The following is a 19,735-nucleotide window of genomic DNA, read 5'->3' as shown; positions in this document are numbered from 1 at the left end:
CGAGAGGATTCACCATGTCTGTAATTAAGATGACCGATCTGGATCTGGCTGGTAAACGCGTTTTCATCCGTGCCGATCTGAACGTGCCGGTTAAAGATGGCAAAGTGACCAGCGACGCGCGTATCCGTGCATCACTGCCAACCATCGAACTGGCTCTGAAGCAGGGCGCGAAAGTGATGGTCACCTCCCACCTGGGTCGTCCAACTGAAGGCGAGTACAACGAAGAGTTCTCTCTGCTGCCAGTGGTTAATTACCTGAAAGACAAACTGTCCAACCCGGTTCGCCTGGTTAAAGATTACCTGGACGGCGTTGAAGTGGCAGCCGGTGAACTGGTTGTTCTGGAAAACGTTCGCTTCAACAAAGGCGAAAAGAAAGACGACGAAACTCTGTCCAAAAAATACGCTGCACTGTGCGACGTGTTCGTGATGGATGCATTCGGTACGGCTCACCGTGCTCAGGCGTCAACCCACGGTATCGGTAAATTCGCAGACGTTGCGTGTGCCGGTCCTCTGCTGGCTGACGAACTGGAAGCGCTGGGTAAAGCACTGAAAGAACCTGCTCGTCCGATGGTCGCTATCGTTGGTGGTTCTAAAGTTTCCACCAAACTGACCGTTCTGGATTCCCTGTCTAAAATCGCTGACCAGCTGATCGTTGGCGGTGGTATCGCGAACACCTTCGTTGCCGCTCAGGGCCACAACGTGGGCAAATCCCTGTACGAAGCAGACCTGGTTGACGAAGCCAAACGCCTGCTGGGTACCTGTGATATCCCGGTTCCAACTGACGTTCGCGTCGCGACCGAGTTCTCCGAGACCGCAACCGCGACTCTGAAATCTGTCAACGACATCAAAGACGAAGAGCAGATTCTGGACCTGGGCGACGTTTCTGCACAGAAACTGGCTGAAATCCTCAAAAACGCGAAAACTATCCTGTGGAACGGTCCTGTTGGCGTGTTCGAATTCCCGAACTTCCGCAAAGGTACTGAAATTGTTGCTAACGCTATCGCAGACAGCGAAGCGTTCTCTATCGCAGGCGGTGGTGACACCCTGGCAGCAATCGACCTGTTCGGTATCGCTGACAAGATCTCCTACATCTCCACTGGTGGCGGCGCATTCCTCGAATTCGTGGAAGGCAAAGTACTGCCAGCAGTAGCAATGCTCGAAGAGCGCGCTAAGAAGTAAGCCATTCAAGGGCAGGGAAACCTGCCCAATTTTCAGCGCGCTTTTAAGAGCTCGCACCTTTTCTAACGGCCGAAGATACAGGACTAAGCAACATGTCTAAAATTTTTGATTTCGTAAAACCTGGCGTTATCACTGGTGATGACGTACAGAAAGTGTTCCAGGTAGCTAAAGAAAACAACTTCGCTCTGCCAGCAGTTAACTGCGTGGGTACCGACTCCATCAATGCCGTACTGGAAACTGCCGCTAAAGTTAAAGCACCGGTTATCGTTCAGTTCTCTAACGGCGGCGCTGCGTTCATCGCAGGTAAAGGCGTGAAAACTGACATTCCTCAGGGTGCTGCAATCCTGGGCGCTATCTCTGGTGCGCACCACGTACACCAGATGGCTGAGCACTACGGTGTTCCAGTTATCCTGCACACTGACCACTGCGCGAAGAAACTGCTGCCGTGGATCGACGGTCTGCTGGACGCGGGTGAAAAACACTTCGCGGCTACCGGTAAGCCACTGTTCTCTTCTCATATGATCGACCTGTCTGAAGAGTCACTGCACGAAAACATCGAAATCTGCTCCAAATACCTGGCGCGCATGGCTAAAATGGACATGACCCTGGAAATCGAACTGGGTTGCACCGGTGGTGAAGAAGACGGCGTGGACAACAGCCACATGGACGCTTCTGCACTGTACACCCAGCCAGAAGACGTTGATTACGCTTACACCGAGCTGAGCAAAATCAGCCCACGCTTCACCATCGCAGCGTCCTTCGGTAACGTACACGGCGTTTACAAACCAGGTAACGTGGTTCTGACCCCAACCATCCTGCGTGATTCTCAGGAATACGTTTCTAAGAAACACAACCTGCCGCACAATAGCCTGAACTTCGTCTTCCACGGCGGTTCCGGTTCTTCTGCTCAGGAAATCAAAGATTCCGTAAGCTACGGCGTTGTGAAAATGAACATCGATACCGATACCCAGTGGGCAACCTGGGACGGTATCCTGCAGTACTACAAAGCGAACGAAGCTTACCTGCAGGGCCAGCTGGGCAACCCGAAAGGCGAAGACCAGCCGAACAAGAAATACTACGATCCACGCGTATGGCTGCGCGCAGCCCAGACGTCCATGGTGACCCGTCTGGAGCAGGCTTTCAAAGAACTGAACGCAATCGACGTTCTGTAATTTGAGCTGCTAACAGCATCAGAAGGCCCGCAAATGCGGGCCTTTTTTATGCTTTTTCAATACCCTGTCAGACCTGTTTTTGTGATCTGTTTGGCAAAGCCGGTGCTTTTTGTTTACCCTTTACTGACCTGCCTGTCTCCATGGGGGATGGATTTTGTGTTTTGGTTTAACAAAAGGAAGAATAAATGGAACAACTCGATGTTGTAGACAGCATCAATAACGCCGGTAACTGGCTGGTGCGCAACCAGGCCCTGCTGCTGAGCTATGCCGTGAACATTGTCGCGGCGATTGCCATCATCATCGTCGGGATGATTGTGGCGCGTATCGTTTCGAACGCGGTTAATCGCGTAATGCTGGCCCGTCACATTGACGCCACGGTGGCTGACTTCCTCTCCGCACTGGTGCGCTACGGCATTATCGCCTTTACGCTGATTGCGGCGCTGGGCCGTGTGGGCGTGCAGACCGCTTCCGTCATTGCCGTTCTCGGTGCCGCCGGTCTGGCTATTGGTCTGGCGCTGCAGGGCTCGCTGTCAAACCTGGCGGCAGGCGTTCTGCTGGTCACCTTCCGTCCATTCCGCTCCGGCGAATACGTTGACCTTGGCGGCATTGCCGGGACCGTGCTGCAGGTGCAGATTTTCTCAACGACCATGCGTACCGTCGATGGCCGCATCGTGGTCGTGCCGAACGGGAAAATCATCGCGGGCAACATCATTAACTTCTCCCGTGAGCCGGTGCGTCGTAACGAACTGATTATCAGCGTGGCGTACGACTCCGACATCGATCAGGTGAAGTCGCTAATTAGCAACATCATCGCCTCAGACGATCGTATTCTGAAAGATAAAGAGCAGACGGTTCGCCTCAACGAACTGGGCGCGTCCTCCATTAACTTCGTGGTGCGTATCTGGAGCAAAAGCAGCGATCTGCAAAACGTGTACTGGGACGTGCTGGAGCGCATTAAGCGCGACTTCGATGCCAACGGCATCAGCTTCCCGTACCCTCAGATGGACGTAAACGTCAAAAAAGTCAAAGAAGCCGAATAACTTCCCCCGCGGGCCCGGTAAGCGCTAGCGCCACCGGGCTTTATTCTTATAAGTGCTGCTAATACCCAATTAATATTATCAATTTCCTCTAATGTAATTCGCGCAGTATAGTCTCCTTCAAGAACAATACTGTGAGAATTTCGTTATGTTATCTTATTATTTTCAAGGGCTTGCCTTAGGTGCGGCCATGATCCTTCCCCTTGGCCCGCAAAATGCGTTTGTGATGAACCAGGGCATTCGCCGCCAGTATCATCTGATGATTGCCCTGCTGTGTGCGGTAAGCGATTTATTGCTGATCTGTGCCGGGATTTTTGGCGGCAGCGCATTGCTCATGCAGTCTCCCTGGCTGCTGGCGATGGTCACCTGGGGCGGCGTGGCGTTTCTGCTCTGGTACGGTTTTGGTGCCCTGAAAACGGCGATGAGCAGCAACCTCGAACTGGCGAGCGCGGAAGTCATGAAGCAGGGCCGCTGGAAGATTATCGTTACTATGCTGGCGGTCACCTGGCTTAATCCGCATGTTTATCTGGACACCTTCGTGGTGCTGGGCAGCCTCGGCGGGCAGCTGGACGTTGAGCCGAAACGCTGGTTTGCGCTGGGTACGGTTAGCGCCTCTTTCCTCTGGTTCTTCGGCCTCGCCATTCTGGCTGCATGGCTGGCTCCTCGTCTGCGTACGGCCAAAGCCCAGCGCATCATCAACACTCTGGTAGGGCTGGTGATGTGGTTTATTGCCTTTCAGCTGGCAAAAGAGGGGATTCACCACGTTCAGGAATTGTTCAACTAATCCTTGTCTTATGGACAACTGAACAAGACCCGCTAAGCTTGCTGGCATGCGCCCTGTTAATGGGCACTCTTCGCAACATGGAGGAATAACAGTGAAGTTTAAGGTGATGGCCCTGGCGGCATTAGTAAGTTTTGGTGCGGTGTCGGTGCAGGCAAGTGAACTGCCGGATGGCCCGCACATCGTCACTTCAGGCACCGCAAGCGTGGACGCGGTACCCGATGTCGCAACGCTGGCAATTGAAGTCAATGTGTCTGCGAAAGATGCGGCATCTGCCAAGAAGCAGGCTGACGATCGTGTTGCGCAATACCTCTCTTTCCTTGAGCAGAACGGTGTCGGTAAAAAAGATATCAACTCCGCGAACCTGCGTACTCAACCCGATTATGACTACCAGAATGGTAAAAGCATCCTGAAAGGCTACCGTGCCGTGCGTACCGTCGAAGTGACCGTGCGTCAGCTGGATAAGCTTAACTCGCTGCTGGATGGCGCGCTGAAGGCGGGTCTTAACGAAATTCGTTCAGTGTCGCTGGGCGTTGCGCAACCGGAAAAATACAAAGACGAAGCGCGTAAAGCGGCGATTGATGATGCCATTCACCAGGCGGAACAGCTGGCTTCAGGCTTTAAGAGCAAGCTCGGCCCGGTTTACAGCGTGCGTTACCACGTCTCTAACTACCAGCCAAGCCCGATGGTACGGATGATGAAGGCTGATGCAGCCCCGGTGTCTGCTCAGGAAACATACGAGCAGCCAACCATTCAGTTCGACGATCAGGTGGATGTGGTGTTCCAGCTGGAGCCAACTCAAACTCAGCAAACTGAGGCGGCTAAGGCGCAGTAATTTGCCCTCACCCTCTCCCGCAGGGAGAGGGAATTCAAGCGATTAATCCTGTCTCAACACCTTGTGCCCGTACGCCAGCAGCGCGTCGGTGACGTTGCGCATCATGCGGCTTTCCGGCGCAAAACGGTGCCAGTAGAGCATCCGGCGCTGATACAGCCCCGGCGTCAGGTCAATCAGCTCACCGCTTTTCAACTCTTTCTCAATCTGCAGATGCGGGATCATGCAGCAGGTGGTGCCCTGACGCGCAAGCTGCACAAAGGCTTCAGACGAGTTGACGATATGGCACGGCACGCTGCCCGGCGGCAGATCGAAGTTTTGCTGCAGGAACGCCTGATGCATATCGTCCAGATGGTCGAACGCCACTGCAGGGGCTTTCAGCAGCGCGGCGCGGGTGACGCCGTTCGGGAAGTAGCGCTCGGCAAAGGCTTTTGAACCCACAAACAGATAGTCCAGCGCGCCCAACTGATCGACAAGACAGCTTGGCAAGGCCTGAGGCTGGATACTGACCGCCCCAACCACTTCACCGCGACGCAGGCGTTCCTGGGTACGGGTTTCATCCTCAACCTGTAAATTCAGGCGGATAGGGGAGTCCGCTAATACCGGCGCAAGGGCCGGCAGCAGCCAGGTTGCCAGACTGTCGGCGTTGACCGCCAGAGAGAGCAGCAGCGGCGTAGAGCCCGTTTGTTCGTCACCCAGCCACTCGTCTTCCAGCAGTTCAACCTGGCGCAGCAGGGCGAGAAGCTTTTGCCCTTGCTCGGTTGGACGTGGCGGCACGGTGCGCACCAGCAGCGGCTGGCCGAACATGTTTTCAAGCTGTTTGATACGCTGTGATACGGCGGACTGGGTGATGCAAAGCTTTTGCGCCGCGCGCTCAAAACCGCGTTCACGAATAACTGCATCAAGTGCCTGTAGTGTTCTGTAGTCCGGACGTTTCATTGCTCTGGCTGGCTCCTTAATTTTGCTTATTCTGCACTATGACACAATTTTCCCTTCGTGGCAGACGAATTCCATTCGACGTGTTCTATAATGCGCCCTGAGTTTTCACACCACAGGCAAAACGATCATGACGCAGGATGAACTGAAAAAAGCAGTAGGATGGGCCGCTCTCCAGTACGTGCAGCCGGGTACCATTGTCGGTGTCGGTACGGGATCAACCGCGGCACACTTTATCGATGCGCTGGGCACGATGAAGGGGCAAATCGAGGGCGCGGTTTCCAGCTCTGATGCTTCCACGGAAAAGCTGAAAAGCCTCGGCATTACCGTTTTCGATCTCAACGAAGTGGATCGTCTGGGGATTTACGTTGATGGCGCGGATGAAATCAACGGCCACATGCAGATGATCAAAGGCGGCGGCGCGGCGCTGACGCGCGAGAAGATCATCGCCTCCGTTGCGGACAAGTTTATCTGCATCGCGGACGCCTCCAAGCAGGTCGACATTCTGGGTAATTTCCCGCTGCCGGTCGAAGTGATCCCAATGGCCCGTAGCGCGGTTGCCCGTCAGCTGGTGAAGCTGGGCGGTCGTCCGGAATATCGTCAGGGCGTAGTCACCGATAACGGTAACGTGATCCTCGATGTTCACGGTCTGGAAATCCTCGACGCGATTGCGCTGGAAAATGCTATCAATGCTATCCCAGGCGTAGTGACCGTAGGGCTATTCGCCAACCGTGGCGCGGATGTGGCGCTGATTGGCACTGCTGACGGCGTGAAAACCATCGTAAAATGATCTGACGGGGGGAGTCCTCCCCCCGCTAAAAAATTTTTGAAAAGCTAAATTCGGTGACTTGTGTCACGTTTTTCCGTCTCTTTTGCCGATCCTGCCGCGTTTGTAAATTTCCATAGCATTTTCCTCTGACATTTTGCTCTGTATGACTTTTCTTCAGAGTGCTGACGCAAACGTTCATATTGCTGCAATAGTTTTTTTTGATATGTTGGCTACAGCGGATTCATATCCAGCACAACATCAGTTCAGACAAAAACAGGGTCGGGTAAATGGCAAAGGTATCACTGGAGAAAGACAAGATTAAATTCCTGCTGGTCGAGGGCGTGCATCAAAAAGCAATCGATAGCCTTCGTGCGGCAGGTTACACCAACATCGAATTTCACAAAGGCGCGCTCGATACCGAAGAGCTGAAAGCGTCCATCCGTGATGCCCACTTCATTGGCCTGCGATCCCGTACTCACCTGACTGAAGAGGTTATTGCCGCTGCGGAAAAGCTGGTGGCTATCGGCTGCTTCTGCATCGGTACCAACCAGGTTGACCTGAATGCTGCCGCCAAACGCGGTATTCCCGTCTTCAACGCCCCGTTCTCCAACACCCGTTCCGTGGCGGAGCTGGTGATCGGCGAACTGCTGCTGCTGCTGCGCGGCATTCCAGAAGCGAATGCCAAGGCGCACCGCGGCGTGTGGAACAAGCTGGCGTCCGGCTCATATGAAGCGCGTGGTAAAAAACTGGGGATTATCGGTTACGGCCACATCGGTACGCAGCTCGGTATTCTGGCGGAATCCCTGGGCATGCACGTGTTTTTCTATGATATCGAAAGCAAGCTGCCGCTGGGCAATGCGACCCAGGTTCAACACCTGTCTGACCTGCTGAACATGAGCGACGTGGTGAGCCTGCACGTGCCGGAAAATGCGTCCACCAAAAACATGATGGGCGCGGAAGAGCTGGCGCTGATGAAGCCGGGCTCACTGCTGATTAACGCCGCGCGCGGCACGGTTGTCGATATCCCGGCCCTGGCGGATGCGCTGAAGCGTAAGCACCTGGCGGGCGCGGCCATCGACGTCTTCCCGACGGAGCCTGCGACCAACAGCGATCCGTTTACCTCTCCGCTGTGCGAGTTCGACAACGTGATCCTGACGCCGCACATCGGCGGCTCTACCCAGGAAGCGCAGGAGAATATTGGCCTGGAAGTGGCGGGTAAGCTGAGCAAATATTCCGACAACGGTTCTACGCTCTCTGCCGTGAACTTCCCGGAAGTGTCTCTGCCGCTGCACGGTGGTCGTCGTCTGCTGCACATCCACGAAAACCGTCCAGGCGTGCTGACCGCGATTAACCAGATCTTTGCCGAGCAGGGCGTCAATATTGCCGCGCAGTATCTGCAGACGAACTCGCAGATGGGCTACGTGGTTATTGATATCGAAGCGGATGACGATGTTGCCGAGAAAGCGCTGCAGAGCATGAAGGCGATTCAGGGGACAATTCGCGCGCGTCTGCTGTACTAATTGTGGCGAGGTAAATGCAAAACGGTAACGATAGTTACCGTTTTTTTATGTTTTCACCTTCTCCCAGTGGGAGTGGGCTGGGGTGAGGGCATCAGGCCGCACGTTTGATTCACCATTCCCACAACTTCGACGGCGTCACCACCGCCGGCAACGGCACATCCCACTTCTCCACCGGCAACGCCTCCACGCCCTGACAATCATGCGCATAGCCCACCGGCTGCAACCCGTACTGCTGCCAGTTTTGCAGCGTCCGGTCATAAAAACCGCCGCCCATCCCTAAACGCTGGCCCTGTTCGTCAAACGCCACCAGCGGTGTAATCAGCACATCCAGCTGTGACAGCGGGAGCACATCGCGCACGTCGAGTTTCGGTTCGGTGATTTTCAGGCGATTCACCACCAGTTCGCTGTGCGGGTGGTAGTGCAGAAACAGCAAATTACCTTCGCTGAACGGGTGCAGCACCGGCAGATAGACCTTCTTCCCGGCGCGCCAGAGCTGCTCTATCAGCGGTTGGGTATCCAGCTCTCCATCAAATGACAGAAACAGCGCAACGGTGTGCGCCATCACGACAGGGGGATACGCCATCATACGGGCGGCGGCCTGCTGGGCAAAATGCACTTGCCGATCGGCGGTTAACGCACGGCGGCGCTGACGAATTAACTGACGGATGTCCTGGCGTGAAGCAGAAACTTCAGGGAATTGGGTCATGGTAGTCGGTAGAAGAAAAGAGAGGGAATCTCCGAGATGCCGCCGCAGGCTGTAACCCTTGAACCCTTGGTTCAAGGTGAATGTGTCGTCATAGTTTTAAGGCTTCTCGGACGGACCGAGCATGCTCACCAACCATGGAGCGCCACATTCTTGTGGTATGAAATATCGGCTCAGGGGACTGGCCCGCTTGCGAACATCTCAGAGAAATTTTGTCTTCACAGTTACTCTACCATAGTCAACTGAGAAGTGTTATTCAAACTTTGGTCCCGGTCTTTCGGGATTGCGACCTTGATCAAGCAATGCCTGTTCTATGGTCTGCTGGAGCATTTTAATGCGCTGCTCCATGCTTGCCGCGTAGTCGCGGGTCTTCGCTTTTTCCTGAGTCAGTTCATAGCTGATGTTCAACGCGGCGATGAAAACCAGCTGCTCAGTATTTGTGACTCTAGTGCGTTCTTTTAGATCTTGCAACCGCTGATTCAAATCGTCCGCTGCCTGATTCAAAGCATCCCTTTGTTCAGGCGGACAATTCACTCGCAGTGAACGGCCAAAAATCTGGAGATCGACGGGTTGTGCAGACATGCCACCTTCCTGCTGATTGACTGCGCTGCCTTCGCTTACTGCCCCGGGGGCTGCGAAGGGGCGACACTATAGCTACCCTGATGTGAAGATACAAGCCCTTTTCTGGTATCACCAGGGTCCAAAGTGGTAGCATATCATGAAACTTCCCCCCTTTGATGACGAATGCTCATGTCTATACAGAACGAAATGCCTGGTTACAAGGATTTAAACCAGTTACTGAACCAGCAGGGAATCGGTTTAACTCCTGCCGAAATGCACGGTCTGATCAGTGGCATGCTGTGCGGCGGAAACAGCGACAGCTCATGGCAGCCGCTGATCCACGACCTCACGAATGAAGGGCTGGCGTTTGGTCACGAGCTGGCGGAAGCGCTGCGTAAAATGCACGCTGCAACCAGCGATTCGCTGGAAGACGATGGCTTCCTTTTTCAGCTTTATCTGCCTGAAGGCGACGACGTCAGCGTGTTCGATCGCGCCGATGCGCTGGCCGGCTGGGTAAACCACTATCTGCTGGGGCTGGGCGTGACGCAGCCTAAACTGGATAAAGTGACCGGCGAAGCGGGTGAGGCGATCGACGACCTGCGTAACATCGCCCAGCTCGGCTACGATGAAGACGAAGACCAGGAAGAGCTGGAAATGTCTCTTGAAGAGATTATCGAGTACGTGCGCGTGGCGGCATTGCTATGCCACGACAACTTCACGCGCTCTCAGCCGACCGCGCCGGAAGTCCGCAAGCCAACCTTACATTAAGAAAAATAACGCACAGGAGGGTGTCATGGTTATCTCGAGTCAAGAGTATTCGCGCCGCCGTCAGGCGCTGCTGGCAACAATGCAGCCGGGCAGCGCCGCGCTGATTTTTGCTGCGCCCGAAGTCACGCGCAGCGCCGACAGCGAATATCCCTATCGCCAGAGCAGCGATTTCTGGTACTTCACCGGCTTTAACGAGCCGGAAGCGGTGCTGGTGCTGATTAAGAGCAATGACACCCACAACCACAGCGTGATTTTCAACCGCGTGCGCGATCTGACAGCCGAAATCTGGTTTGGCCGCCGCCTGGGCCAGGAGGCCGCACCGGCGAAGCTGGGCGTTGACCGCGCGCTGGCGTTTAGCGAAATCAACCAGCAGCTCTATCAGCTGCTTAACGGCCTCGACGTGCTCTATCACGCGCAGGGTGAATATGCCTACGCCGATGAGATTGTTTTCACCGCGCTGGATAAGCTGCGCAAAGGCTCGCGGCAGAACCTGTCCGCGCCGGCCACGCTGACGGACTGGCGTCCGGTGGTGCATGAGATGCGCCTGTTCAAGTCTGAAGAAGAGCTGAATTTGATGCGTCGTGCGGGCGAAATCAGCGCCCTGGCGCACACCCGCGCCATGGAAAAGTGCCGTCCTGGGCTGTTCGAATACCAGCTGGAAGGCGAAATTCATCACGAATTTAACCGCCACGGCGCGCGTTATCCCTCCTACAACACCATTGTTGGCGGCGGAGAAAACGGCTGCATTCTGCACTACACCGAAAACGAAAGCGCGCTGCGCGACGGCGATCTGGTGTTGATTGACGCCGGTTGCGAATACCAGGGCTACGCGGGGGACATCACTCGTACTTTCCCGGTGAACGGTAAATTCTCACCGGCACAGCGCGCCATTTATGACATCGTTCTCGAGTCGCTTGAGACGGCGCTCAGGCTGTATCGTCCCGGAACCTCCATGCAGGAAGTGACCGGTGAAGTGGTGCGCATCATGATTACCGGCCTGGTCAGGCTCGGGATCCTGAAAGGGGAGGTCGACACTCTGATCGCTGAAAATGCGCATCGACCGTATTTCATGCACGGCCTGAGCCACTGGCTGGGGCTGGATGTGCATGACGTTGGCGCGTACGGCGCCGACCGTTCGCGCGTGCTGGAGCCGGGCATGGTGTTAACCGTGGAGCCAGGCCTGTATATCGCGCCGGATGCCGACGTGCCTGAGGAGTACCGCGGGATTGGCATTCGTATTGAAGATGACATCGTTATTACCGAAACCGGTAACGATAACCTGACCGCGAGCGTCGTGAAAAACGCTGACGATATCGAGGCGCTGATGGCAGCGGCACGCGCATGAGCGTGATTATCGTTGGCGGCGGCATGACCGGGGCCACGCTGGCGCTGGCCATTTCGCATTTGACGAAGGGGCAGCTTGCGGTGCACCTGGTGGAAGCCGTCGCGCCGCAGGCAAAGAATCATCCCGGTTTTGATTCCCGCGCCATTGCCCTGGCGCAGGGTACCTGCCAGCAGCTGTCCCGCATTGGCATCTGGCAGGCCATCGCCGATTGCGCGACGGCAATTAAAACCGTTCACGTAAGCGATCGCGGCCATGCTGGCTTTGTCACGCTGGACGCGCAGGATTACCGCATTGACGCGCTGGGTCAGGTTGTTGAGCTGCACGACGTCGGATTGCGTCTGTTCCGCCTGCTCCAGGATGCGCCGGGCGTCACGCTGCATTGTCCGGCGCGCGTGGCCGGCGTGAGCCGCAGCGAGGCGTCGGTCAGCGTAACGCTGGAAAACGGCACCGTGCTTGAAGGCCAGCTTCTGGTCGCCGCGGACGGCTCGCGCTCATCGCTCGGCGCCCAGTGCGGCGTGGAGTGGCGCCAGCAGCCGTACGGCCAGGTGGCGGTCATCGCCAACGTCTCTACCGCAGCAGAACACCACGGCAGGGCGTTTGAACGCTTTACGCAGCATGGCCCGCTGGCAATGCTGCCGATGTCGGACGGGCGCTGTTCGCTGGTCTGGTGCCATTCGCAGGATAAGGCCGAAGAGGTTAAAGCCTGGTCCGACGAACGTTTTTGTTCCGAACTGCAGAAAGCCTTTGGCTGGCGGCTGGGGCGTATTACCCATGCGGGGAAACGTGCGGTCTATCCGCTGTCGTTAACCACCGCATCGCAATCTGTTTCTCACCGCGTGGCGCTGGTCGGCAACGCCGCGCAGACATTACATCCGATTGCCGGACAAGGGTTCAACCTTGGCCTGCGTGATGTCATGAGCCTGGCGGAAACCCTTGCTCAGGCGTGGGGCGAACAAAAAGACTGTGGCGCTTATTCGGTGCTAAGCCATTACCAGAAGCGACGTCAGGCCGATAAAGAGGCGACAATCGGCGTTACCGACGGCTTAGTCCATCTCTTTGCCAATCGCTGGGCGCCGCTGGTTGCGGGTCGCAACCTCGGGCTGATGGCGATGGAATTATTCATTCCGGCACGTGACGTGCTGGCGCAGCGGACTCTTGGTTGGGTCGCGCGTTAAGGAGTTATCACCGTGCAAAATGTTGATGTCGCCATCGTTGGCGGCGGTATGGTCGGACTGGCGCTGGCCTGTGGTTTACAGGGCAGCGGCCTGCGCGTGGCGGTGCTGGAGCAAAAGCAGCCTCAGCCCGTTGCGCCAGATGCCCCGCCGGAACTCCGCGTCTCGGCGATCAATGCCGCCAGCGAGAAATTGCTGACGCACCTTGGCGTCTGGGCAGATATTGTGGCGCAGCGCGCCAGCTGCTATCACGGCATGGAAGTGTGGGATAAAGACAGCTTTGGTCATATTGCTTTTGATGATGAAAGCATGGGCTATAGCCATCTGGGCCATATCATCGAAAACGCGGTGATCCACCACGCGCTGTGGCAGAAAGCACAGCAGTGCAGTGACGTGACTCTGATTGCGCCTGCGCAGGTCCAGCAGGTGGCGTGGGGTGAAAACGAGGCGTTTATCACCTTACAAAGCGGCGACATGCTGACTGCGCGTCTGGTAGTCGGCGCCGACGGTGCGAACTCCTGGCTGCGCAACAAGGCCGATATCCCGCTGACCTTCTGGGACTATCGTCATCATGCTCTGGTGGCAACGATCCGAACAGAGGAGCCGCACGGCGGCGTGGCGCGGCAGATTTTTCACAACGACGGCATTCTGGCATTCCTGCCGCTTGCCGATCCGCACCTGTGCTCGATTGTCTGGTCCCTGGTGCCGGAGAAAGCCCAGCAGATGCACGAGGCGACGCCGGAGGCCTTTAACCAGGCGCTGTGCATGGCGTTTGATAACCGCCTTGGCTTATGCGCCCTTGAAAGCGCGCGGCAGGTGTTCCCGTTAACCGGCCGCTACGCGCGTCAGTTTGCGGCGCACCGTCTGGCACTGGTCGGTGATGCGGCGCATACCATTCATCCGCTGGCCGGGCAGGGCGTCAACCTTGGCTTTATGGACGCGGCGGAGCTGGTTAAGGAACTGCGTCGCCTGCATCGCGAAGGGAAAGACATCGGCCAGCATCTGTACCTGCGTCGCTACGAGCGCAGCCGCAAGCACAGCGCGGCGATGATGCTGGCGGGCATGCAGGGCTTCCGCGAGCTGTTTGCCGGCGCGAATCCGGCAAAAAAACTGCTGCGCGATATTGGTCTTAAACTGGCCGATACGCTTCCTGGCGTCAAACCTCAACTCCTCCGTCAGGCGATGGGTCTTAACGATCTTCCCGACTGGTTACGCTAATCTCGATCCCCGTCACACTTTATTTTCCCGGCCTCTGCGCCGGGGAAATTCCCTCGTTTGAAATATTCTAATTTCACGTCATTTTTCGCATTAGAAAATCTAATCTACGAGATTTTATGTTACGGAAATTCGGCCCGATTTTCCGCACGAAATATCACCATGTGCTAAATCCTGTTAGATCATTGTTAATTTTGTGCGGGGTTAATCGCATTTTTCCAGTGAATAACTCTGTAGGCTTTTTAGCGTTTTTTGGTCATAAGCTAATGTGATGACCCGTTTTACCTTATGGTTAACCGCTGGTTTAGGTGGTAAGTTCGGGTAAAAGAGAACGTTTGCGTCGGCGCCAGGTAACGGGGCCGACACCGGGTTTCACGGTGAATTTTTCAACGAGGACAAGATGGCTCAACAGACTCCTTTGTACGAACAACACGTGTTATGCGGCGCCCGCATGGTGGACTTCCATGGCTGGATGATGCCGCTGCACTACGGCTCGCAGATTGATGAGCACCACGCGGTGCGCACCGATGCCGGTATGTTCGACGTGTCCCACATGACGATTGTCGATCTGCGCGGCAGCCGCACCCGGGAGTTTTTGCGTTATCTGCTGGCAAATGACGTCGCCAAACTGAAGACGCCAGGTAAAGCGCTCTACACCGGCATGCTGAATGCCTCGGGCGGCGTGATTGATGACCTTATCGTCTACTACTTCACTGAAGATTTCTTCCGCCTCGTTGTCAACTCCGCCACCCGCGAAAAAGACCTCTCCTGGATCACCCAACACGCCGAACCTTATGCCATCGACATCACCGTCCGTGACGACCTGTCGCTGATCGCCGTACAGGGGCCGAACGCGCAGGCGAAAGCCGCGTCTCTGTTTAACGACGAGCAACGCAAAGCAACCGAAGGCATGAAGCCGTTCTTCGGCGTGCAGGCGGGCGATCTGTTTATCGCCACCACCGGCTACACCGGTGAAGCGGGCTACGAAATTGCCATGCCGAACGAGAAGGCCGCTGATTTCTGGCGTGCGCTGGTGGAAGCGGGCGTGAAGCCTGCGGGTCTGGGCGCGCGCGATACGCTGCGTCTGGAAGCGGGGATGAACCTCTACGGTCAGGAGATGGACGAAGGCGTCTCTCCGCTGGCCGCCAATATGGGCTGGACCATTGCATGGGAACCGGCTGACCGTGACTTTATTGGCCGTGAAGCGCTGGAGATGCAGCGCGAGAAGGGCACTGAACAGCTGGTGGGTCTGGTGATGACCGAGAAGGGCGTGCTGCGCGGTGAACTGCCGGTGCGCTTTACCGATGCTGACGGCAATCCTCGCGAAGGCGTGATCACCAGCGGTACCTTCTCCCCTACGCTGGGCTACAGTATTGCACTGGCACGCGTGCCGGCGGGTATTGGCGAAACGGCGGTGGTGCAAATCCGCAACCGCGAAATGCCGGTCAACGTGACCAAACCGATTTTTGTTCGCGCCGGTAAGCCGGTCACCTAATCATTTTTATCAGGAGAACTTCAATGAGCAATGTGCCAGCAGAACTGAAATACAGCAAAGAACACGAGTGGCTGCGCAAAGAGGCGGACGGCACTTACACCGTAGGGATCACCGAGCACGCGCAAGAGCTGCTGGGCGACATGGTGTTTGTTGACCTGCCTGACGTGGGCACGACCGTTAGCGCGGGCGACGACTGCGCCGTGGCGGAGTCCGTAAAAGCGGCATCTGACATCTATGCCCCTGTGAGCGGCGAAATCGTTGCCGTCAACGACGCGCTGAGCGATTCGCCAGAGCTGGTGAACAGCGAGCCTTATGAAGGCGGCTGGATCTTCAAGATCAAAGCCAGCGACGAATCTCAGGTTGCCGCGCTGCTGGATGCGACCGCGTACGAAGCACTGTTAGAAGACGAGTAATCGTTTATCCCCCTCTCCTTTCGGGAGAGGGCAGGGGCGAGGGTGCCCATCTTCCCCTCGCCCTAACCCTCTCCCAGAGGGAGAGGGAACTTAAATTCACTGCACGTTTCAGGAACCATCGCTCATGACACAGACTTTAAGCCAGCTTGAAAACCGTGGCGCCTTCATTGAACGTCACATTGGGCCGGATGCTCAGCAACAGCAGGAGATGCTGAAGACAGTTGGCGCGGATTCATTAAACGCACTGATCGGCCAGATTGTGCCAAAAGACATCCAGCTTGCCACGCCGCCTCAGGTGGGGGAAGCCACCACGGAATTCGCCGCGCTGGCGGAGCTGAAGGCTATCGCAGGCCTGAACAAGCGCTATAAGTCTTACATTGGCATGGGCTACACCAACGTGCAGTTGCCGCCGGTTATCCTGCGCAACATGCTGGAAAACCCGGGCTGGTACACCGCTTACACCCCGTATCAGCCGGAAGTCTCCCAGGGCCGTCTGGAAGCGCTGCTGAACTTCCAGCAGGTGACGCTGGATCTGACCGGTATGGATATTGCCTCCGCGTCTCTGCTGGATGAAGCGACCGCCGCCGCCGAAGCGATGGCGATGGCTAAGCGCGTGAGCAAGCTGAAAAATGCCAACCGCTTCTTCGTGGCGGCGGACGTGCATCCGCAGACGCTGGACGTGGTGCGCACTCGCGCGGAAACCTTCGGCTTTGACGTGATCGTCGACGACGCTGACAAAGTGCTGGATCATCAGGACGTCTTCGGCGTGCTGCTGCAGCAGGTGGGCACCACCGGTGAAGTTCACGACTACGGCGCGCTGATTGCCGAGCTGAAATCTCGCAAAGTGGTTGTCAGCGTTGCCGCCGACTTTATGGCGCTGGTGCTGCTGACGGCACCGGGCAAACAGGGCGCGGATATTGTCTTTGGTTCAGCGCAACGCTTCGGCGTGCCGATGGGCTACGGCGGCCCGCACGCGGCGTTCTTCGGCGCGAAAGATGAATTCAAACGCTCCATGCCCGGCCGTATTATCGGCGTCTCAAAAGACGCTGCCGGTAACACCGCGCTGCGCATGGCGATGCAAACCCGCGAGCAGCACATCCGCCGCGAGAAAGCGAACTCCAACATCTGTACCTCCCAGGTGCTGCTGGCAAACATCGCCAGCCTGTACGCCGTGTTCCACGGCCCGGCAGGCCTGAAGCGTATTGCCAGCCGCATTCACCGCCTGGCCGATATTCTGGCCTGCGGCCTGCAGCAGAAAGGCCTTAAGCTGCGCCACGCTCACTACTTCGACACCCTGTGTGTGGAAGTGGCGGACAAAGCGGCCGTGCTGGCGCGCGCGAATGCGGCAGAGATCAACCTGCGTAGCGACATCCACAACGCCGTCGGCATTACGCTGGATGAAAGCACCACCCGCGACGATATCCTGAACCTGTTCAGCGTGTTGCTGGGTGACGCGCACGGTCTGGACATTGATGCGCTCGACAAAGAGGTCGCGCTCGACAGCCGCTCCATTCAGGAAAGCATGCTGCGTAACGATGCGATCCTGACGCATCCGGTGTTTAACCGCTACCACAGCGAAACCGAGATGATGCGCTATATGCACTCTCTGGAGCGCAAGGATCTGGCGCTGAACCAGGCGATGATCCCGCTGGGCTCGTGCACCATGAAACTGAACGCCGCGGCAGAGATGATCCCGATCACCTGGCCTGAATTCTCCGAGCTGCACCCGTTCTGCCCGCCAGAGCAGGCGGAAGGTTATCATATGATGATCAACCAGCTTTCCGACTGGCTGGTGAAGCTGACCGGTTATGACGCGCTCTGCATGCAGCCAAACTCCGGCGCGCAGGGCGAATACGCGGGCCTGCTGGCGATCCGTCACTATCACGAAAGCCGCAACGAAGGTCACCGCGATATCTGCCTGATCCCAAGCTCTGCCCACGGTACCAACCCGGCCTCTGCCCAGATGGCGGGCATGGAAGTGGTGGTCGTTGCTTGCGATAAGAACGGCAACATCGATCTGGTCGACCTGCGTGCGAAAGCCGAGCAGGCGGGCGACAAGCTCTCCTGCATCATGGTGACCTACCCGTCTACCCACGGCGTGTACGAAGAGACTATCCGTGAAGTGTGCGAAGTGGTGCACCAGTTCGGCGGTCAGGTTTACCTCGACGGCGCGAACATGAACGCTCAGGTGGGCATTACCTCTCCGGGCTTTATCGGCGCGGATGTGTCGCACCTGAACCTGCACAAAACCTTCTGCATCCCTCACGGCGGTGGCGGCCCGGGCATGGGTCCTATCGGCGTGAAAGCGCACCTGGCGCCGTTTGTCCCAGGCCACAGCGTTGTGCAGATTGAAGGCATGCTGACTCGTCAGGGCGCGGTCTCTGCGGCACCGTTCGGTAGCGCCTCTATCCTGCCAATCAGCTGGATGTACATCCGCATGATGGGCGCGGAAGGGCTGAAGCAGGCGAGCCAGGTGGCGATTCTCAACGCCAACTATATTGCGACTCGTCTGAAGTCCGCCTTCCCGGTGCTCTATACCGGCCGCGACGGTCGCGTGGCGCACGAGTGCATCCTCGATATTCGTCCGCTGAAAGAGCAAACCGGCATTAGCGAGCTGGATATTGCCAAGCGTCTGATCGACTACGGCTTCCATGCGCCAACCATGTCGTTCCCGGTTGCGGGTACGCTGATGGTTGAGCCGACCGAGTCTGAAAGCAAGGCCGAGCTGGACCGCTTTATCGACGCGATGCTGGCCATCCGCATGGAGATCGACCGTGTGCAGGACGGCGAATGGACGCTGGAAGATAACCCGCTGGTCAACGCTCCGCATACCCAGCATGAGATGGTCTCCGAGTGGAACCACGGCTATTCCCGCGAGCTGGCCGTCTTCCCGGCAGGCGTGGCAAACAAATACTGGCCGACCGTGAAGCGTCTTGATGATGTCTACGGCGACCGTAACCTGTTCTGCTCCTGCGTGCCGATGAGCGAATACCAGTAATATTGTTGGTGTAGTAACGTAGGCCGGGTAAGGCGAAGCCGCCACCCGGCTTTTTTATTGGGAGAAGAAAATGGCAATAGCACTGGTCACCGGCGCCAGCCGGGGCATTGGGAAAGCCACCGCGCTGCAGCTGGCGCGCGAAGGCTACACCGTGGCGGTGAACTATCATCACAACATTAAAGCCGCGACGGACGTGATCAACCAGATCGTTGAAGCGGGCGGTAAAGCCTTTGCCGTCCGCGCAGATATCAGTGATGAAGCCCAGGTGCTGGCGATGTTTGACAGCCTCGATCGTGAAGGCGAGCCGCTTCGTGCGCTGGTCAATAATGCGGGCATTCTGTTTGAGCAATCCACTATCGAGAACCTCTCCGCTGAGCGCATTAACCGCGTCCTGGCGACCAACGTCACGGGCTACTTTCTCTGCTGCCGGGAAGCGGTAAAACGCATGTCCTTCAGGCATGGCGGCAAGGGCGGGGCGATAGTGAACGTCTCTTCCGCCGCGTCGCGCCTTGGGGCGCCGGGTGAATATGTGGATTATGCCGCGTCCAAGGGGGCGGTGGATTCGCTGACAACCGGGCTATCGCTGGAAGTGGCGGCGCAGGGTATTCGCGTCAACTGCGTACGTCCGGGTCTGATTTATACGGATATTCATGCGTCCGGCGGAGAGCCGGGGAGGGTGGATCGCGTGAAATCGTTGCTGCCGATGCAGCGTGGCGGCCAGCCGGAAGAGGTGGCGCAGGCGATTGTCTGGCTGCTGAGCGAGAAGGCGTCGTACGTAACGGGCAGTTTTATTGAGTTGGCTGGCGGGAAATAAGCCCCTCACCCTAACCCTCTCCCCAA

General features: G+C 56.9%; 18 protein-coding genes and 1 other RNA gene. 15 read left to right on the top strand and 4 right to left on the bottom strand.

Going from position 1 to position 19,735, the window contains the following annotated elements; genetic code table 11:
- The first annotated feature begins 14 nt into the window (after nucleotides 1-14).
- From pgk to WM95_RS20430, 5 genes are all read left to right on the top strand, one after another.
- Complete coding sequence (gene pgk / locus WM95_RS20450; RefSeq protein ID WP_023309116.1) at nucleotides 15-1,178, top strand: phosphoglycerate kinase; 1,164 nt, start codon at nucleotides 15-17, stop codon at nucleotides 1,176-1,178.
- A gap of 92 nt (nucleotides 1,179-1,270) precedes the next feature.
- The gene (fbaA, locus tag WM95_RS20445; protein ID WP_008499731.1) at nucleotides 1,271-2,350 is read left to right on the top strand and encodes a class II fructose-bisphosphate aldolase; all 1,080 of its coding nucleotides are present in this window, start codon (nucleotides 1,271-1,273) and stop codon (nucleotides 2,348-2,350) included.
- Nucleotides 2,351-2,535: 185 nt separating this feature from the next.
- Nucleotides 2,536-3,390 (top strand): small-conductance mechanosensitive channel MscS, encoded by an 855-nt coding sequence (mscS, locus tag WM95_RS20440; RefSeq protein ID WP_024906566.1) that lies wholly within the window; start codon nucleotides 2,536-2,538, stop codon nucleotides 3,388-3,390.
- A 145-nt stretch (nucleotides 3,391-3,535) separates the two neighbouring features.
- The gene (argO, locus tag WM95_RS20435; RefSeq protein WP_063409120.1) at nucleotides 3,536-4,171 is read left to right on the top strand and encodes an arginine exporter ArgO; all 636 of its coding nucleotides are present in this window, start codon (nucleotides 3,536-3,538) and stop codon (nucleotides 4,169-4,171) included.
- A 91-nt stretch (nucleotides 4,172-4,262) separates the two neighbouring features.
- Nucleotides 4,263-5,003: an oxidative stress defense protein gene (locus tag WM95_RS20430; RefSeq protein ID WP_023309114.1), complete on the top strand. Its 741-nt coding sequence runs from the start codon at nucleotides 4,263-4,265 to the stop codon at nucleotides 5,001-5,003.
- Nucleotides 5,004-5,045: 42 nt separating this feature from the next.
- On the opposite strand, the gene argP is transcribed toward WM95_RS20430, so the two are convergent.
- On the bottom strand, nucleotides 5,046-5,939 hold the full coding sequence (gene argP, locus WM95_RS20425) for a DNA-binding transcriptional regulator ArgP (protein WP_008499727.1): 894 nt from the start codon (nucleotides 5,937-5,939) through the stop codon (nucleotides 5,046-5,048).
- Between the two features lie 127 nt (nucleotides 5,940-6,066).
- On the opposite strand from argP, the gene rpiA reads away from it, so the two are divergent.
- Both rpiA and serA read left to right on the top strand, forming a co-directional pair.
- A complete protein-coding gene (rpiA, locus tag WM95_RS20420; protein WP_014885151.1) occupies nucleotides 6,067-6,726 on the top strand; it encodes a ribose-5-phosphate isomerase RpiA in 660 nt (219 codons plus the stop codon).
- A gap of 266 nt (nucleotides 6,727-6,992) precedes the next feature.
- Nucleotides 6,993-8,225, top strand: a complete 1,233-nt coding sequence (gene serA, locus WM95_RS20410; RefSeq protein WP_023309113.1) for a phosphoglycerate dehydrogenase — start codon at nucleotides 6,993-6,995, stop codon at nucleotides 8,223-8,225.
- Nucleotides 8,226-8,334: 109 nt separating this feature from the next.
- On the opposite strand, the gene WM95_RS20405 is transcribed toward serA, so the two are convergent.
- The 3 genes from WM95_RS20405 to zapA all read right to left on the bottom strand — a co-directional run bounded on the left by WM95_RS20405 (nucleotide 8,335) and on the right by zapA (nucleotide 9,510).
- Nucleotides 8,335-8,931 (bottom strand): 5-formyltetrahydrofolate cyclo-ligase, encoded by a 597-nt coding sequence (locus tag WM95_RS20405; protein ID WP_063409121.1) that lies wholly within the window; start codon nucleotides 8,929-8,931, stop codon nucleotides 8,335-8,337.
- A gap of 24 nt (nucleotides 8,932-8,955) precedes the next feature.
- Nucleotides 8,956-9,139, bottom strand: a non-coding RNA gene (ssrS, locus tag WM95_RS20400) — 6S RNA.
- A 41-nt stretch (nucleotides 9,140-9,180) separates the two neighbouring features.
- Nucleotides 9,181-9,510 carry a cell division protein ZapA gene (zapA, locus tag WM95_RS20395; RefSeq protein ID WP_006811891.1) on the bottom strand — a complete coding sequence of 110 codons (330 nt, stop codon included), beginning with the start codon at nucleotides 9,508-9,510 and terminating at the stop codon, nucleotides 9,181-9,183.
- A gap of 168 nt (nucleotides 9,511-9,678) precedes the next feature.
- On the opposite strand from zapA, the gene WM95_RS20385 reads away from it, so the two are divergent.
- The 8 genes from WM95_RS20385 to WM95_RS20345 all read left to right on the top strand — a co-directional run bounded on the left by WM95_RS20385 (nucleotide 9,679) and on the right by WM95_RS20345 (nucleotide 19,709).
- Nucleotides 9,679-10,257: a YecA/YgfB family protein gene (locus WM95_RS20385; RefSeq protein WP_023333316.1), complete on the top strand. Its 579-nt coding sequence runs from the start codon at nucleotides 9,679-9,681 to the stop codon at nucleotides 10,255-10,257.
- A 31-nt stretch (nucleotides 10,258-10,288) separates the two neighbouring features.
- Nucleotides 10,289-11,602: a Xaa-Pro aminopeptidase gene (gene pepP / locus WM95_RS20380; protein WP_088545054.1), complete on the top strand. Its 1,314-nt coding sequence runs from the start codon at nucleotides 10,289-10,291 to the stop codon at nucleotides 11,600-11,602.
- On the top strand, nucleotides 11,599-12,777 hold the full coding sequence (ubiH, locus tag WM95_RS20375; protein WP_088544972.1) for a 2-octaprenyl-6-methoxyphenyl hydroxylase: 1,179 nt from the start codon (nucleotides 11,599-11,601) through the stop codon (nucleotides 12,775-12,777). Before pepP ends, ubiH begins: the two co-directional genes overlap by 4 nt.
- 12 nt (nucleotides 12,778-12,789) lie before the next feature.
- Complete coding sequence (ubiI, locus tag WM95_RS20370) at nucleotides 12,790-13,992, top strand: FAD-dependent 2-octaprenylphenol hydroxylase (RefSeq protein ID WP_063409124.1); 1,203 nt, start codon at nucleotides 12,790-12,792, stop codon at nucleotides 13,990-13,992.
- Between the two features lie 397 nt (nucleotides 13,993-14,389).
- Nucleotides 14,390-15,484, top strand: coding sequence for a glycine cleavage system aminomethyltransferase GcvT (gene gcvT, locus WM95_RS20360; RefSeq protein ID WP_063409125.1), 1,095 nt, complete (start codon nucleotides 14,390-14,392; stop codon nucleotides 15,482-15,484).
- 23 nt (nucleotides 15,485-15,507) lie between these two features.
- Complete coding sequence (gcvH, locus tag WM95_RS20355) at nucleotides 15,508-15,897, top strand: glycine cleavage system protein GcvH (RefSeq protein WP_008499718.1); 390 nt, start codon at nucleotides 15,508-15,510, stop codon at nucleotides 15,895-15,897.
- Between the two features lie 124 nt (nucleotides 15,898-16,021).
- Entirely contained in the window at nucleotides 16,022-18,895 is a 2,874-nt protein-coding gene (gene gcvP / locus WM95_RS20350) for an aminomethyl-transferring glycine dehydrogenase (protein WP_088544971.1), read from the top strand.
- A 70-nt stretch (nucleotides 18,896-18,965) separates the two neighbouring features.
- Entirely contained in the window at nucleotides 18,966-19,709 is a 744-nt protein-coding gene (locus tag WM95_RS20345) for an SDR family oxidoreductase (protein WP_032660097.1), read from the top strand.
- Nucleotides 19,710-19,735 lie beyond the last annotated feature (26 nt).

Origin of the sequence: Enterobacter cloacae complex sp. ECNIH7 (genome assembly GCF_002208095.1) — a bacterium.
Classification (GTDB): domain Bacteria; phylum Pseudomonadota; class Gammaproteobacteria; order Enterobacterales; family Enterobacteriaceae; genus Enterobacter; species Enterobacter cloacae_M.
This window is presented reverse-complemented; position numbering and strand designations above follow the sequence as displayed.

Coding starts and splice junctions, on each gene's coding strand:
- gcvP (WP_088544971.1), top strand. CDS start 16,022: ATGACACAGACTTTAAGCCAGCTTGAAAACCGTGGCGCCTTCATTGAA.
- argO (WP_063409120.1), top strand. CDS start 3,536: ATGTTATCTTATTATTTTCAAGGGCTTGCCTTAGGTGCGGCCATGATC.
- gcvH (WP_008499718.1), top strand. CDS start 15,508: ATGAGCAATGTGCCAGCAGAACTGAAATACAGCAAAGAACACGAGTGG.
- gcvT (WP_063409125.1), top strand. CDS start 14,390: ATGGCTCAACAGACTCCTTTGTACGAACAACACGTGTTATGCGGCGCC.
- WM95_RS20385 (WP_023333316.1), top strand. CDS start 9,679: ATGTCTATACAGAACGAAATGCCTGGTTACAAGGATTTAAACCAGTTA.
- zapA (WP_006811891.1), bottom strand. CDS start 9,510: ATGTCTGCACAACCCGTCGATCTCCAGATTTTTGGCCGTTCACTGCGA.
- argP (WP_008499727.1), bottom strand. CDS start 5,939: ATGAAACGTCCGGACTACAGAACACTACAGGCACTTGATGCAGTTATT.
- WM95_RS20345 (WP_032660097.1), top strand. CDS start 18,966: ATGGCAATAGCACTGGTCACCGGCGCCAGCCGGGGCATTGGGAAAGCC.
- fbaA (WP_008499731.1), top strand. CDS start 1,271: ATGTCTAAAATTTTTGATTTCGTAAAACCTGGCGTTATCACTGGTGAT.
- rpiA (WP_014885151.1), top strand. CDS start 6,067: ATGACGCAGGATGAACTGAAAAAAGCAGTAGGATGGGCCGCTCTCCAG.
- WM95_RS20405 (WP_063409121.1), bottom strand. CDS start 8,931: ATGACCCAATTCCCTGAAGTTTCTGCTTCACGCCAGGACATCCGTCAG.
- ubiH (WP_088544972.1), top strand. CDS start 11,599: ATGAGCGTGATTATCGTTGGCGGCGGCATGACCGGGGCCACGCTGGCG.
- serA (WP_023309113.1), top strand. CDS start 6,993: ATGGCAAAGGTATCACTGGAGAAAGACAAGATTAAATTCCTGCTGGTC.
- pgk (WP_023309116.1), top strand. CDS start 15: ATGTCTGTAATTAAGATGACCGATCTGGATCTGGCTGGTAAACGCGTT.
- mscS (WP_024906566.1), top strand. CDS start 2,536: ATGGAACAACTCGATGTTGTAGACAGCATCAATAACGCCGGTAACTGG.